We start from the raw sequence: 14,817 nt of genomic DNA on the forward strand, positions 1-14,817 counted from the left end.
CATGACCTCTCGTTTTCTCCCAACGCTGTTCTGCTCGTTGCTGACGCTCTCGCCCATGGTGGCGCAAGCCCAGGTCGAGGCGTTCGTGGCGCGCGAACAAAGCGTGCGCACATTCTTCACCGAGTTGTCGGGGCCACTGGGTAAACCCGTCATTGTCAGCAAGGCCGCCGCCGCCAAACGCATCTCTGGCGAATTCGACTTGAGCACGGCACAGAAAACCTTTGAGCGCATCAGCATCCAGATGGGCCTGATCTGGTACAGCGATGGGCAGGCGATCTACTTGTATGACGGCGCTGAAATCAAAAGCTCGATGGCGACGCTGCAAACACTGTCGGTGTCCAGGCTGCAGGCCTTTCTGACGCGCTCCGGGCTTTACGATGCGCGCTACCCACTGCGCAATGACGGTCTGCGGACCTTTCACATCGCCGGGCCGCCGATCTATGTCGACCTGGTGCTGCAAGCGGCTCGATTGATGGATAACCAGCAGTCGGATTTGCTGTTGGGCAAGCAGCAGATTGGCGTTATCCAGGTGCACAACACCTTCGTGGGCGATCGCAACTACGAACTTCGCGATGACAAGGTCAACATTCCGGGAATGGCGACGGTCATCGAGCAGTTGTTGCGCGGTGAAAAAAGCGATGTCGAATCGGTTGTCAAAAGGCCCGATGAAGTGTCGGAGTTCCCCTTGGAAGGACTCGCCAGCGAGTTTTCATCTTTGGAACCGGATGCGCCGCGAATACTGGCGCGTGAGGTGGCTGCCGGGAACATCCGGGTAGTGGCCTATCCCGACACCAACAGCCTGCTGGTGAAAGGTCTGCCGGAGCAGGTGCGTTTTATCGAGAACCTGGTGAGTGCGCTGGACATCCCGAAGCGGCATGTCGAGTTGTCGTTATGGATCACTGATTTGCACAAGGACGAACTCAATCAACTGGGCATCGAGTGGCAAGGATCATTGAAGGTGGGCGGGCAGGCGTCGGCCTCGCTCAATGGCGGTTCGGCAACCACGCTCGATGGTGCTTCGTTTGTGGCGAGAATCATGGCACTGGAGCGCACCAGTCGCGCGAATGTGGTCGCTCGGCCGGTGATACTGACCCAAGAAAATGTGCCAGCGATTTTTGATAACAACCGCACGTTTTACGCGCCACTGGTGGGTGAACGCAGTGTCGATTTGCAACACGTGACGTACGGCACATTGGTGAATGTATTACCGCGTTTCGCCAAGGCAGACGAAATAGAAATGTCGCTCAACATCGAGGACGGTAACGAAGTTGAAAGTGCAGGCGGTGAGCGTCCCAATGCGCTGCCGACGGTCGGCCGTACCCGCATCAGTACCGTGGCGCGAGTACCGCAAGGCAAGAGTTTACTGGTCGGTGGATTCACGCGCGATGACTACAGCGAGCAGATAGGACGCGTGCCGGTATTGGGTTCGATACCTTGGATTGGAAGGCTGTTCAGCTACCGTCAAAACCGTTCGGCGAACACCGTGCGGGTGTTTTTGATCCAGCCTAAAGAAATCATCAGCCTGCAGGCGCCCGACGCCGTCGAGCCTGAAACACGCCTGATGACCCCCGAGCAGCATGAGCGTTTGCGTCGCGCCTACTTTCGCGCGGCGATCCTTTGATTCTTCCGACAATCTCAACCGGTGGTCGAGCCGCGCAGGCGCGTTTGAACGCCGAAAAAGCGGCTGAGCAACCGTCATCGCAAGCCAATGCGGATCAGGACGTCGACGAAAGCGGCACGGCCGCCGCCGCGCAACGTTTTGTACAGATCAGCGATGAAATGTCGGCGGCACTTGCACAGTTTCGCGGGCGCCGGCATTTCGAACTAAAAACTGAATCGTTAACTGAAAATTTTGAAAAAGTGCTTGAGGACGACACTGCAGCGAAGGCTCAAAAAGTCTTCAGCCTGGCACGCGTCTCGGATCAATCCATCGGTTGGCTAACGCAAATGGCCCGCGGGCTGTTCCCGGACGACAGTGATCTGGCGTTGGTGCTGCGCGAATTGTTGCGCCGCAAGAAACTCGACGCACTGACCCGTCAACGGCTCGAAATACTGTTGGAGGCGGTCGTCGTCCAGGGTTCGCCCAAGCGTATGAAAGCCGGAATCAATGCGGCGTTGAAAGCGCGATTGTTTGGGGCTGCGATTGCCGTACGTGCGGCGCTGTTGCGCGAAACCTACCGTGATTTCCTGGAGTCCGACGAGGGTCCGGTCAATGCCTATCAGGATTGGATTGCGCTGTACGGTGCATCGCAACGGATGACGGTACTGGCTTTCATCGAAGCGGCATTACTCACCGATATCAGTGCTCAGGACCCCAGTTGCTCACGCCAGGAGTTTGGTCAATTGTTGGCCAGGTTGAGCGAACTCAAGCGCCTGCGCTCAGCGGAAGCACTGTTCATGGAACGTCTGCTGAGCGATCAGTTGATTCGTCGGCATAACGATCAGGAAACCGATTGGCTGGTGTTTCTGCTCGGTTTGTTGAGCTACCCCGATGAGCTCGACCAATTGTTGTTGGGCGCGTTGGGGGAGAGCGTTCTGCTGAGCCTGCACCATGATCGTTCGGCCCTGCTGCAGGTCGTGCGCGGAGTCAGCTTGCAACTGCCACATGAACTGTTCGGCGATGAAGAAGCGCCGCAACGTCTGGCACAGCAGTTCAGTCATCTGGCAGCCATTTCCTTCGCTCATGAACGCATCGAAAGGCGCTAGCAGCATGCTCAATACATTTTTGCGCAGTGTCAGCGCTCGTCCGGAACTACTGATCCTGAGCTTGATGGTGATGATCATCGCCATGCTGATCATTCCCCTGCCAACGGCGTTGGTGGATTTTCTGATCGGCCTGAACATTGTCATTTCACTGCTGATTTTCATGGGCTCGTTCTACATCGAACGCATCCTCAGCTATTCGACGTTTCCAGCCTTACTACTGTTGACCACGTTGTTTCGCCTGGCACTGTCGATCAGTACCAGCCGATTGATACTCACCCAGGCTGACGCGGGGGACATCATCGCCTCGTTCGGTGACTTTGTGATCGGCGAAAGCCTTGTCGTCGGCTTCGTCATTTTTTCGATCGTCACCATTGTGCAATTCATCGTGATCACCAAGGGCTCGGAGCGGGTTGCCGAGGTCGCGGCGCGCTTCTCGCTTGACGGCATGCCGGGCAAACAAATGAGCATCGACGGTGACCTCAAGGCCGGTGCGATCACCGCTGAGGAAGCCAAGGAAAAACGCAGCGTGCTGGAGCGTGAGAGCCAGTTGTATGGCTCGTTTGACGGTGCGATGAAGTTCATCAAGGGTGATGCGATCGCGGGCATCATCATTATTTTCGTCAACTTCATCGGTGGCATGGCCATCGGTGTCGGGCAGATGGGCATGGACATGTCCACTGCACTGTCGACCTACACCTTGTTGACGATCGGCGACGGTCTGGTGGCGCAAATTCCGGCGCTGTTGATTGCCATTGGTGCCGGTTTCATCGTCACCCGGGTCAACGGTGATGACAGCAACCTGGGCCGCAATATGCTCGCCCAAATGTTAGGTAATCCGTTCGTATTGGGGGTGACCGCATTGCTCACGGTGGGTGTCGGTTTTTTACCGGGGTTCCCGCTGATGACCTTTCTGCCGATTGCATTGGCGTTGGGGCTGGTGGTTTTTTTCCGGCACCGCAAAGCCAACAGCGTGCCAGATCAAAGTGGAGCTGCACGTCCTGTGTCGTCGGCGCCTGATGAGGCGAGTAGCGAATTGGGTTTGCTGGATGACGTCGACAGTATTGCCACAGAAACCATTGCGCTGATGCTGCTGGTACCGACGGCGCGGCTGGATGAACTGCAGAATGCTCGCTTGGTTGCGCGTTTTCGCAGCCAGTTTTTTGTCGACTATGGCCTGCGAATCCCGGAGCCACAGCTACGTGCCAGCGACGCGTTGCCGGACCATCAGGTTGCGGTGTTGATCAATGAGGTGCGTGCCGATCAGTTCGATATCCATTTCGACCATTGGCGTCTGCTCGACTATTCGCCAGATCTGGAGGCCTTGGGGCTCGGCCTGGTGCGCGGCACCGACAGTAATCGGCTTAGCGGTGTCTGGGTCAACGCCCTCAACAAGGACCGGGTGCAAACCCTGGGCTATCAGTTACGTCCAGCCTACGACGAATGCTATCGCTGCCTGGTGACCTTGTTGGCCCGCAATATCCAGGAGTTCTTCGGGGTTCAGGAAACCAAGCAGTTGCTCGACGAAATGGAAAGTCGTTACCCCGATTTGCTCAAGGAAGTGTACCGCCACGTCACGGTGCAAAAGATCGCAGAGGTCTTGCAGCGGCTGGTCGGTGAGCGGATATCGGTGCGCAACATGAAGTTGATCCTGGAGTCGCTGGCCCATTGGGCTTCCCGGGAAAAAGACGTGCTGGCGTTGGTCGAACACGTGCGCGGCGCGATGGCGCGCTACATCAGCAACAAGTTCGCGAGCGGTAATGATTTGCGGGTGCTGCTGCTGTCAGCCGAGTTCGAAGACATCGTGCGCAAGGGTATTCGGCAAACGTCTGGTGGCAGCTTCATCAATCTGGACCCGGCCGAGTCGGAAGAGCTGATGGATAGGTTGAGTGTCGGCCTGGACAGTGTGCACATCCCGCATAAAGACATGGTGGTGCTGTGTTCTGTCGATGTGCGCCGCTACATCAAAAAACTGATTGAGGGACGGTTCCGCGAACTTGACGTGATGTCGTTCGGCGAAGTTTGCGAAACGGTCTCGGTCAATGTCATCAAAACGCTTTAAGGAACTTCGTCAATGAGATCAATGGACATCGCCCAGTTGCTACGCGAGGCACTGTTGCACAGCGGTTGTACGGGCGCGCAAATGGGGCACTTCGACAGTCACAGCACCATTGAAATGCAGATGAAGGATTCACCGGATATCAGTGTGGGTGAAGTGGAAGGCGTGGTGTGGGTCTGGGCGTCGATCACCGAAGCCAGGCCTCATGCATTCGACCATTGCGCGGTCGACCTCTGGCAGTTTTTGCTGGAGGGCAGCCCTTGGTCCCGCAGTGGGCAATTGCACTTGTGCGAGGTTAATGGGCAACTGGAGTTGCGCTTGATGTGCAATGAGTTGGCCCTGTGCGATGCCGATCATTTTGCGCAAGCGCTGGACGCCTTTGTGGGTTCGATAGAAACGCTGTGCGGCATTCTGCGCCTGTGACCGTGCGGCTGGAACGCCGTGCCGCGCATCCCTTGCGCCTGAGCGGGCCATTGGTCGAGGCAGCCTTGGTCGACGTGGTCATCGGTGAGGTGTGTGAGGTGCGTCAGCATTGGCGTTCGCCGCAACTGGCTGCCAGGGCGCAAGTCATCGGGTTCAAGCCCGGCGCAGTGTTGCTCAGCTTGCTGGGCGATGCACGCGGGCTATCCAGAGAGTCGCTGATCGTACCGACCGGCTCGGTGTTGCGCCTGGCGTGCAGCGATGCCTTGCTCGGCAGCGTGGTCGATCCGCACGGCAACATTGTAGAGCGCCTGGCGCCTGCCAAAGACTGTCTTCAACAGGACTATCCGGTGGACGCCAATCCACCGGCGTATCACCAGCGTCGGCCAGTGGCAGCGCCGTTGATGACGGGCATTCGAGCAATCGATGGTTTGTTGACGTGTGGTATCGGTCAGCGCATCGGGATTTTTGCCGCTGCCGGGTCGGGTAAAACGTCGTTGATCAACATGCTGATCGCGCACACCGAGGCCGACGTTTTTGTGATTGGGCTGATCGGTGAACGTGGCCGGGAGGTCACCGAATTTGTTGAGCACCTGCGCCAATCGCCAAAGCGCGCACGCTGCGTGGTGGTGTTCGCTACTTCGGATTTTTCGTCGGTCGATCGCTGCAATGCGGCGTTGCAGGCCACCACCATTGCCGAGTACTTCCGCGATCAGGGACAACGGGTGGTGCTGTTGCTGGATTCATTGACACGGTATGCCCGAGCGCGTCGCGACCTCGCGTTGGCCGCGGGTGAAGCGCCGGCTCGGCGCGGTTATCCGGCATCGGTGTTCGATGCCTTGCCGCGTTTGCTCGAACGTCCAGGTGTGACGGCCCTGGGCAGTATCACTGCCTGGTACACGGTTTTGCTTGAAAGCGACGATGAGCCGGACCCGATGGCTGAAGAAATCCGTTCGATTCTGGATGGGCATATTTATCTGAGTCGAGAACTGGCGGCCAAAGGACATTTCCCGGCAATCGATGTACTGCGCAGCGTCAGTCGCGTGGCTAGCCAGGTGACGACGGCAGAGATGCAGCAACTCGCGTCTTCTACCCGGGAAGTTCTCGCACGCGTCCAGCAATTGCAGATATTTCTGGACCTTGGGGAATACACCCCGGGTGCAAATGCCGCCAACGATCATGCCATGCAGCGACGTGAGGTCTTGGCCCAGTGGCTGCGTCAGCCGACGGGGGAGCGTTGCGAGCCTGAAGAAACGTTGCGGAGTTTGCATGAACTCATTGCCTGACAGGCGCCGATTGTTGGCATTCAGTGACAGTCGCCAGCGCCGTTGTGAACAGATCGTTTTGCGCACGCAACAGCAGTTGTTGCCTTTACGCCAGGCGCTGGAGGGGTTTGTCGATCAGCAACACGCGCTGCAAAGCTTGCTGGCCAGCCATCACGCAGAGGACTGCGTTTTGGACCATTGGCAATTGCTGGCATTGCTGCGTCGTCAGGCCGTTATCCGACGGCAAATTCAAGAACTGCATCTGGAGCGTGATCGCGTGGACCAGCAGTGCAAACAGTTTGAGCAATCGTTAAGCGAGCAACGTGAGCAGTTGCATGCCTTGCAGCTCAAGCACGGCAAATATGAACGCTCGGTGCAGCACCTGATGCGCGCGCAACGGCATGAGTCGGTGCGTCGAGAAGAACGGGACATTGAAGACATGACTGGAGTAAGGCGATGAAGGAGATTGGCGCAGTAACGTTGTTGCCGGTTCCGGGCCTGGAACCTGACATCGACGATACGCTGGATCAACTCGAAGACAAGTTTGTACCGATTGAAGAGGATGCTCTACCCCAAGGCGTGCTGGATTTGATCGTCGTGTTGACGGCGCGTCATCGATCATTGTCGCCGACGGGAAACAGCCACAGAGAGGGCGTTGCGTCGGTGCGCACGGTTCACAAGGAAAACCCCGATGAGACCGAGCGTCGTACGTCGCTGCGCACTGAAATGCCAGCGCTTTCGCAACGACTCGCACACTTGCGCATGGGGTTTGTCCAGCCGGTGATGACGAACGTTGCGCTGGCGGCACCTCGGCCCGAGGTGTCCGTGGTGCCAATTGAGCACACGATTCGCCCCATTGAAACACCCTGGGTCGAACGGCAGCCGCTGCAGCCGCAACCGCAGCCGCAATCGAGCGAGCCCGCTATCACAGCTGAAGATGTTCACGCTGCGGTTGCGATGCCAACCGGTTCGTTCATGCGACAGTCGCAGGCCATTGCGCCCGCTGTCATTCATCGACCCGACGCGATGCCACCGGCTGTTCCGCTGGCCATGACTGTTACAGAACTCGAGACGCCCGGACGTGATTTTCTGCAGGTACCCTTCAACAAAGGAGCCGCCAATGGGCAAGTGACGATCACTCGACGCCCCGGCGAGTCGGTGCCGAACCTGATTCTCAGCCCAAGCAATGTTCAAGTCCTGGAGCATCTGCGAGAACCCTTTGAGCAGTCGCGTGACAACCACTGGCGGCTCACCGACACGGCGGATGAACAACCTCACCACGGCTCGCATCATGCCCCGGACGATGAACCGGAAGATCCAGAAGAAACACCGGCATGAGAGCGCTGGCGTTGCGCCGCGTCTGCGTGCTGGCGCATGCCCGCGCACAGATCATTCAATGCTGGCAGCAAAAAGGTCACCGCGCCGGGATAGGTCCCCTCGACGAAGTGTCCGGCTACCTGGGTTTTCTGGCGCTCGGTGAACACGGCACTTGGCGTGGGTTGATCAATGCCCGGGACTGGCTGCATCACTCGCTGCCGGCACTGCCGTTGCTGCTGTCACGTGAGTGTCCGGTGGCGAGCATCGCCCAATTGTTTCGTGCGGTGCCGCGAGCACTTGCCCTGAGCGTGGATGAGCTGCACTACCAGGCGCTGTCTGATATCGAGTTGATCGACCCCTCAAATTGGCTGCAGGTGGAATTGCCATGGCTCGACACCTCGCGGGGACGGCTGTGGTTTACGCAGCTGCCGCCGGCATGTCCTGCGCGACCGGGGCAGCCACTCACAGCGTGGCTGGACGACCTCGCGCTGCAACTGAACCTGGTGCTGGGCATCACTTACCTTCATCACCTCGATCTTTTGGTGCTGAGTACCGGGGATGTGTTGCGGATTAATCAACGGACTCACCAGTGTCTGCTGGCGGGGCGTGACATCGGTGTATTTACGTTCAATGAGGAGGGGATACACGTGGAATTGTCGGTCACCGATGCCAGCGAGCAGGAAGTTGTCGGGCTGGATCATTTATCGCTTCGTCTGGAGTTTGTATTGGCCACCCACGACATCGACCTGGGTACGCTGAGACAAATAATTGCCGGCCAGCTCTTACCGCTGGCTGTCGACGCAGCACAGCAAATTGAAATACGTGCCAATGGCAAACGCGTGGCGCGTGGTGAACTGGTGCAATTGGATGAGCAACTGGGTGTCGAGTTGCTAGAGGTTTATCGGAACGCCAACGATGAATGACGTCTCGCTGATTTCGCTGCTGGCGTTCGCTTCGCTGTTGCCGTTCCTGGTCGCGGCCGGCACCTGTTACCTCAAGTTCTCCATCGTGTTTGTGATCGTGCGGAACGCGCTGGGGTTACAGCAGGTGCCGTCGAACATGTCACTTAATGCCATTGCGATGATGCTGGCGATATTCGTCATGACCCCGGTGATGAAGCAAGGCTACGACTATTACAAGACAGAGCAGGTGGCTTTCACCGACATCGAGGCGGTGGTTGATTTTGCCGAAAACGGCTTGGGTGGCTACAAGGACTATTTGCGTAAATACACCGACCCCGAACTGGCGCAGTTCTTTGAGCGGGCACAAGCAGCACAGCGTAGCGAAGACACTGAACTGCTGTTTGAAGAGGCGTTGGAGCCTTCTCTGTTTTCGCTGCTGCCAGCCTATGCGCTCAGTGAAATCAAGAGCGCCTTCAAGATCGGTTTTTACCTGTACCTTCCGTTCGTCATTGTAGATCTGGTGATCTCCAGCATTCTGTTGGCGCTGGGCATGATGATGATGAGCCCGGTGATTATTTCAGTGCCGATCAAACTGGTGTTGTTTGTGGCGCTGGACGGCTGGGCATTGCTGTCCACCGGGCTGGTCAAGCAATACCTGACCTTGCTGAACTAGGGGCGCCGGATGAACGACCTGGTGTATGCCGGTAACAAAACCCTGTACCTGATTCTGTTGATGGTGGCATGGCCGATCATTGTGGCGACCGTGGTTGGATTGCTGGTCGGGCTGTTTCAGACCGTCACGCAGTTGCAGGAACAGACGCTGCCGTTTGGTTTCAAGTTGATGGCAGTCGCGGCATGCCTGTTTTTGCTTTCTGGCTGGTATGGCGAAACGTTGCTCGATTTCAGTCGCGAAGTCATGCGGCTGGCCTTGAGTTAGCGCGATGGCCGCCTCATGGTTTTTTGAACTTTATGCGCTATTCGCAGCTGCCATCCTGGGGTTTGCGCGGCTGGCACCGATATTTTTCATGCTGCCGTTTCTCAACAGCGGCGTGCTCACAGGGCCGCCGCGTCAGGCCGTCATTGTGCTGGTGGCGCTGGGGTTCTGGGTCTACGTGGGCGAGCCGTTGCCAGCGCTCGACGGGCTGGCATTTTTTGGGCTGCTGATGCGCGAGGTCGCAATCGGGACACTGCTGGGCTGTCTCTTGTGCTGGCCGTTCTGGGTGCTGCACGCGATGGGTAACCTGATTGATAATCAGCGCGGCGCAATGCTCAGCAGTACGGTTGACCCGGCCAACGGTTCAGACACCTCGGAGCTGGCGAATTTCCTGCAGTTGTTTGCCGCTGCCGTTTACCTTGAAGGCGGCGGCATGCTGTTGATGCTCGAGACTGTCGGCCACAGTTATCAGGTGTGCGCGCCGGGCAACTGTGAGTTTCAGTTGCAACCGATCTTGAATCTGTTGGACGCACTGGTCAGCAAAACACTGGTGATCAGCTCGCCGGTGGTGGCGACACTGCTGATCAGCGAGGCGTTACTTGGATTGCTCTCGCGCTATGCACCGCAGATGAACGCCTTCTCGATGTCGCTGACGGTCAAGAGCCTGGTCGCAATCATTGTGCTGATGCTCTATTTCGGCGTGCACCTGCCTGATGAAGTGCTGCGCATGAGCACTAAATCCCAAGGTCTTGAGCTATACATGGACGCGGAGGTCGGTGATGTCGTCCAGCGCTTCGAAGACTGAAAAACCTACGGCCAAACGTCTGCGCGATGCTTCGCGAAAGGGGCAGACATTCAAGGCCAAAGACCTGGTCATCACGTGCCTGACGATGTGCGGCATCAGCTACATGGTGCTCAACAGTTCGCTGCTCGAACTGATGGAAACCTATCGGCGGATCATCGCCAGTGACTTCGACGCCGACCTGCAAAAGTACTCGGCCACCTTGGTGATTGTCGCCATCAAGGCGTTGTTGCCACTGCTGTTGGTGTGCGTATTGACCAGTGCGTTGCCTGCGTTATTGCAAAGCGGTTTTGCGATTGCAAGTGAAGCCTTGAAGCTGAATTTTGGCGCATTGAACCCGATCAATGGCTTCAAAAAGCTGTTCAGCCTGCGCACGATAAAGGACACGGTGAAAGCGCTGTTGTACCTCGCCAGTTTCGCCATGGCGCTGTGGGTGGTCTGGTTGACGCAGCGGCAATTGTTGTTCGCACAGCTGTTTGCCCAGGCACCGGACCTGTTCGCGATCTGGGGACATTTGCTGTTGGTGTTGCTGTTGGCGTTTTTGGGGTGCGCGCTGTTGATCGTGATACTTGATGCGGTTTGCGAGTATTGGCTGTTCATGAAAGACCAGATGATGGACAAACATTCGGTCAAGCGCGAACACAAGGAGCAGGACGGTAACCCGGAGATCAAGAGCCGTCGGCGTGATTTGCACATGGAGTTGCTGTCAGAACAGGTCAAATCCGACGTGCGCAGCTCGCGCATGATCATTGCCAACCCGACCCACATTGCGATCGGTGTGTATTTCCGCCCGGAAATCATCGTACTGCCGTTTATCTCGCTGATGGAAACCAACCAACGAGCGCTTGCTGTGCGGGCCTACGCCTTGGAAGTCGGCGTGCCGGTCATCAATGACATCGCGCTGGCGCGGCGAATTTTCAAAACCCATCAACGCTACAGCTTTTTGCAAGTGCAGGAAGTTGAAGATGTATTGCGTCTGTTGATCTGGCTTGAGCAGGTCGAGCAAGCCTGACACCCACTGTCGATTCCTTTTCTCTGAACGTTGGCGTGAGCGCAATTTGGCAGCGCTCTCGCTTTCGCTTTGGCTCAATACATTCGTCAGCACGTCTGACGTTTTTTCAGGAGTGTGGCTGATGAGTCGCAACAATCAACACGTTGAAGAAGTGGCGCAGCAGATGGTGGATGCGGTACTTGCAGGTGCGCCGTTAAAGGATGTGCAAGGCCTGAGTGACGAGCATATGGACGGCTTGTATGCCTTTGCTTTTCAGTTTTACGAAGAAGGTCGGCTGGACGATGCCGAGAAGTTTTTTCACTTCTTGTGCATCTATGACTTTTACAACAGCCATTACTGGATGGGGCTCGCGGCGGTGCACCAGCTCAAGCAGAACCATCAGAAGGCAATCGATCTGTACGCCATCGCTTTTGCCCAAGGCAGCAACGACTACCGACCGATGTTCTACACCGGCCAGTGTCAGCTGGCGCTGGGTAAGCTTGATAAGGCTCGGTTGTGTTTCAAGTACGTCACCGAGCAGGCCATTGAAGAGGGTCTGCGCTCGCAAGCCCAAGTGTATCTCGACACGTTGGAACAGATGGACAGTAGTGTCCGGAGTAATGACCATGACTGAAATCAAAAGTCCCGTACACAGCGGTTTTCAGGGCCGGGCGCAGGCCTTCGAAATGTATGGCAAAGCGGCTGCCCAGGCGGCCCGAACCGTGGATTTCCAGAAGGCCGGCCAAGACGCGCTGGCAGGTTTGATGGCGGTGAATTACACCGCTGAAAAGAGCCCGTCGACGACGTTCGCAGGCCGCCCACAGTTGCATGCGCCGCCGCCACGTGCTGATGGCAACAAGCAGGAAACCGACGGTGATTTGTTCACGCTGCTAATGGCAATGATGATTGAGTTGCTGGGTGAAGTTGACCATAACAAGCTGAAAAATCGTCTGGCCGTTTTGCAAGCCATGGCCAGTGCAAAGCAGTCCGGACATGAAAAGCTTGGCGCTGATTACCAGGCGGCGGTCGATGCGTTGGCGGCGGGTGAGGAGGCCGTGGATATCAGCCACCAACAGCTCGAAAAACTACGTGACCGGGTCCAGCACTTTCAAGGGCTGCTGGGCGCCAGCGAAAGCCGTCTGGCGGAACTCGACCCAGAGTCGCCCGAGTATGCAAGCGAGCTGGCTATTCGCGATCAACTCAAGGGTGAGTTGGCTGGGCACACGCTGATGTTCAAGCAAGCCACCGATCTTCTGCTGAAGCTAGTCGAGGTTGCCAATGTCGCCGCGAAAGCCTTGTCGATCGTGATCGATAGAGTGCAAAACGCAGGCCTTTCCGATTCATCCGTCAAGCAGCCTGCAGAGAAGGCGCTCAGTAGCAGCGCGCAGGCTCTGTTGCACCGGATGAAGATCATCGAATTGCTCGGTGATGCGGCGCAGAACAAAGAAGAGCTGAATCAGGATCTATACCTGGAGTTGCAGGCGAAACTTCAGCAGCACATGCAGCTTGAGGCGGAGAAATATCTGGAGGAAGTGCGCAAAGCCGAGGCATTGCAGAAGACGATGGGCTGCATCGGCATGGTTGTGGGCGTTTTGGTAAGCGTCGCCCTGATCGTTTCCGGCGTTGGGGTGGCTGCCGGCGTGATAGGCCTGGCGGTGATGATCACCGATTATGCCGTCAAGGAAGCCACCGGATTTTCAATCATGGGAGAGCTGATGAAACCGGTGATGACGGTGATGCAGGAAGCCATCAAGGCGTTTAGCAGTCTGTTTTCCAACCTGTTCGGAGAGGACGTCGGCAACGTTCTGGGGATCATCGTAGGTATTGCTGCCACCATTGCCGCCATTGCACTGGCAGTGATTATCGGGGTTCAGGTATTGGGTCCTGTCATTAGCGCCGTTGCGTCGAGACTGGCGTCGGCAATCAGTGATTTACTGCCAAAGATAATCACCGAAACCGCCTCAATGGTCGCCAAATCCGTGACCCAGATACTGACGCTGATGCGTAATTTTCTGGCGGGCGGCAGTGACCCCGTTTCTTTGGCCCGCTTTACGGCCAATGCTGAAATTGCGCTGTCCCTGACTGAGTTTGGTGGCGTAGCGGTGCAGGGCGGCCTGCAAATCAAAAGTGGGCATCATCAGGCCCAAGCGAGCGAGCACTTGGCCGACGTGCGGGTACGCATGGCAGTCAGCGAGGAAATCGCGTCATACCTGACTCGCGTCGTCGAGGATTACGGCCAGGCCATGCGTGACCGGACCCGGCAGATAGAACAGGTATTCGCCGACATGCAACGCAGCCATGCCGCAAGCATACAAATGGTCCGCCACATCTGACTCCCTGCCCAAGGAATTTTCCATGATCACTAATGGTGTTTTGACGTCTCATTCTTTTGTCCGCCCCCAAGCCACAGCCGAAGCCCCAAAGGTTCTTAAAGCGCCCGGTGACACTGCCGTCGGCGACATGATCGGTCGGTTGCAGGTGCTCGACAAAATTGCCTCCGTCCCGCTTTCGCCTGCTGAGCTCAAAAGCGCTATCGACGTCTATCAACCGATTGACGCAGAGTGGGAAGACTTTGCTTTCGCACTGACCATGCTCAGTGATGAAGTACGAAATGATTTGATATTCGATCCGGGCGCTTGGGAAAAGCATGCGAACGTGCTGGTGGCGGCGATCATTGCATTGAGCATTTCGCGGATTACCAATGCCGAGTTGCGCGGGCATTTCAGCATCATGGCCGCGGATGCCGCCAAGGCTCAAGGCGCGGCCATTGTCGAATCGGGCAAAGCGGCGTTGTACAGCGCTATTACAGCGGCTGCGGTCAGCGGTGCAATCGCCGGATTTGCCATGGCAAAAACCTTCCAGGGCCAGGCCCTGAAGCATAACGACATCAACCTGCACAAGAATAATGCTCTCAACGCCAATACGCTCGAAAGGGACTTGAAGCGCGATCGTGCAAGCGATGAGTGGACTCCTGAGTCGACCTACAAAGTCAAAGTGTTCGATGATTTTGGTCGGTCGAAAACCGTGGAATTCAAACCCCAGGGCGCCACGCTGACGCCAAAGGAGCAAGCCTGGTTTGACGGCGAAATCCTCAAGGCTCAGAAGGTGGGGCAGACATCGGATTGGCTGAGCCAGATGGGCAACAAAGGCATCGAAAAGAAGCTTGAAATAGGGCGCGCACTGAATGCCATGTCCATGAGTTTGAGCCAGGTAGTGTCCAACGTTGTCCGGATGAATGAGCACGCTGCGCGTCAAGAAGAAGTGCTGCAGCAGAGCGTACAGAGCACGCAAAAAAGTTTGAGTGATGAAGTCGGGCAAAAAGACGCCGCAGACGCCGCGCTGCTGCAAAAGCTGATGGACATGGTGATGCAGCTGTTCCAGTCGCGTACCAATGCGATGAGTGTGTAGCCAATAACAGGGGAAT

The 14,817-nt window shown here is 56.8% G+C and carries 15 protein-coding genes; all 15 read left to right on the forward strand.

All coding sequences use genetic code 11. The features are described from left to right. The first annotated feature begins 1 nt into the window (after position 1). Positions 2 to 1,621 (forward strand): type III secretion system outer membrane ring subunit SctC, encoded by a 1,620-nt coding sequence (gene sctC, locus ACQR3R_RS01605; RefSeq protein ID WP_428270150.1) that lies wholly within the window; start codon positions 2 to 4, stop codon positions 1,619 to 1,621. After that, the gene (sctW, locus tag ACQR3R_RS01610) at positions 1,618 to 2,706 is read left to right on the forward strand and encodes a type III secretion system gatekeeper subunit SctW (RefSeq protein WP_428270151.1); all 1,089 of its coding nucleotides are present in this window, start codon (positions 1,618 to 1,620) and stop codon (positions 2,704 to 2,706) included. The genes sctC and sctW overlap by 4 nt, the downstream gene beginning before the upstream one ends. A gap of 4 nt (positions 2,707 to 2,710) precedes the next feature. Then, positions 2,711 to 4,765 (forward strand): EscV/YscV/HrcV family type III secretion system export apparatus protein, encoded by a 2,055-nt coding sequence (locus tag ACQR3R_RS01615; protein WP_428270152.1) that lies wholly within the window; start codon positions 2,711 to 2,713, stop codon positions 4,763 to 4,765. Between the two features lie 12 nt (positions 4,766 to 4,777). Beyond that, positions 4,778 to 5,185 (forward strand): InvB/SpaK family type III secretion system chaperone, encoded by a 408-nt coding sequence (locus ACQR3R_RS01620; protein ID WP_428270153.1) that lies wholly within the window; start codon positions 4,778 to 4,780, stop codon positions 5,183 to 5,185. After that, on the forward strand, positions 5,164 to 6,468 hold the full coding sequence (gene sctN, locus ACQR3R_RS01625) for a type III secretion system ATPase SctN (protein WP_428270154.1): 1,305 nt from the start codon (positions 5,164 to 5,166) through the stop codon (positions 6,466 to 6,468). The genes ACQR3R_RS01620 and sctN overlap by 22 nt, the downstream gene beginning before the upstream one ends. After that, on the forward strand, positions 6,452 to 6,907 hold the full coding sequence (locus ACQR3R_RS01630) for a hypothetical protein (RefSeq protein ID WP_428270155.1): 456 nt from the start codon (positions 6,452 to 6,454) through the stop codon (positions 6,905 to 6,907). Before sctN ends, ACQR3R_RS01630 begins: the two co-directional genes overlap by 17 nt. Next, entirely contained in the window at positions 6,904 to 7,785 is an 882-nt protein-coding gene (locus tag ACQR3R_RS01635; RefSeq protein ID WP_428270157.1) for a SpaN/EivJ family type III secretion system needle length determinant, read from the forward strand. The genes ACQR3R_RS01630 and ACQR3R_RS01635 overlap by 4 nt, the downstream gene beginning before the upstream one ends. Continuing rightward, positions 7,782 to 8,687, forward strand: a complete 906-nt coding sequence (locus ACQR3R_RS01640; RefSeq protein WP_428270159.1) for a FliM/FliN family flagellar motor switch protein — start codon at positions 7,782 to 7,784, stop codon at positions 8,685 to 8,687. Before ACQR3R_RS01635 ends, ACQR3R_RS01640 begins: the two co-directional genes overlap by 4 nt. After that, positions 8,680 to 9,339, forward strand: a complete 660-nt coding sequence (locus ACQR3R_RS01645; protein WP_428270160.1) for an EscR/YscR/HrcR family type III secretion system export apparatus protein — start codon at positions 8,680 to 8,682, stop codon at positions 9,337 to 9,339. Before ACQR3R_RS01640 ends, ACQR3R_RS01645 begins: the two co-directional genes overlap by 8 nt. A 9-nt stretch (positions 9,340 to 9,348) precedes the next feature. Then, positions 9,349 to 9,603 carry an EscS/YscS/HrcS family type III secretion system export apparatus protein gene (locus ACQR3R_RS01650; RefSeq protein WP_428270161.1) on the forward strand — a complete coding sequence of 85 codons (255 nt, stop codon included), beginning with the start codon at positions 9,349 to 9,351 and terminating at the stop codon, positions 9,601 to 9,603. 4 nt (positions 9,604 to 9,607) lie between these two features. Beyond that, entirely contained in the window at positions 9,608 to 10,405 is a 798-nt protein-coding gene (gene sctT, locus ACQR3R_RS01655; protein WP_428270163.1) for a type III secretion system export apparatus subunit SctT, read from the forward strand. Next, positions 10,380 to 11,414, forward strand: a complete 1,035-nt coding sequence (locus ACQR3R_RS01660) for an EscU/YscU/HrcU family type III secretion system export apparatus switch protein (RefSeq protein ID WP_428270164.1) — start codon at positions 10,380 to 10,382, stop codon at positions 11,412 to 11,414. Before sctT ends, ACQR3R_RS01660 begins: the two co-directional genes overlap by 26 nt. A 121-nt stretch (positions 11,415 to 11,535) precedes the next feature. Then, positions 11,536 to 12,027, forward strand: coding sequence for a type III secretion system translocator chaperone SicA (gene sicA, locus ACQR3R_RS01665; RefSeq protein WP_428270166.1), 492 nt, complete (start codon positions 11,536 to 11,538; stop codon positions 12,025 to 12,027). Beyond that, complete coding sequence (gene sctE / locus ACQR3R_RS01670; RefSeq protein ID WP_428270167.1) at positions 12,020 to 13,726, forward strand: type III secretion system translocon subunit SseC family protein; 1,707 nt, start codon at positions 12,020 to 12,022, stop codon at positions 13,724 to 13,726. The genes sicA and sctE overlap by 8 nt, the downstream gene beginning before the upstream one ends. Before the next feature lie 22 nt (positions 13,727 to 13,748). Continuing rightward, positions 13,749 to 14,801, forward strand: coding sequence for a hypothetical protein (locus ACQR3R_RS01675; protein ID WP_428270169.1), 1,053 nt, complete (start codon positions 13,749 to 13,751; stop codon positions 14,799 to 14,801). The last annotated feature ends 16 nt before the right edge of the window (positions 14,802 to 14,817 follow it).

Origin of the sequence: Gordonia sp. IEGM753, from assembly GCF_050321825.1 — a bacterium.
Taxonomy (GTDB): Bacteria; Pseudomonadota; Gammaproteobacteria; order Pseudomonadales; family Pseudomonadaceae; genus Aquipseudomonas.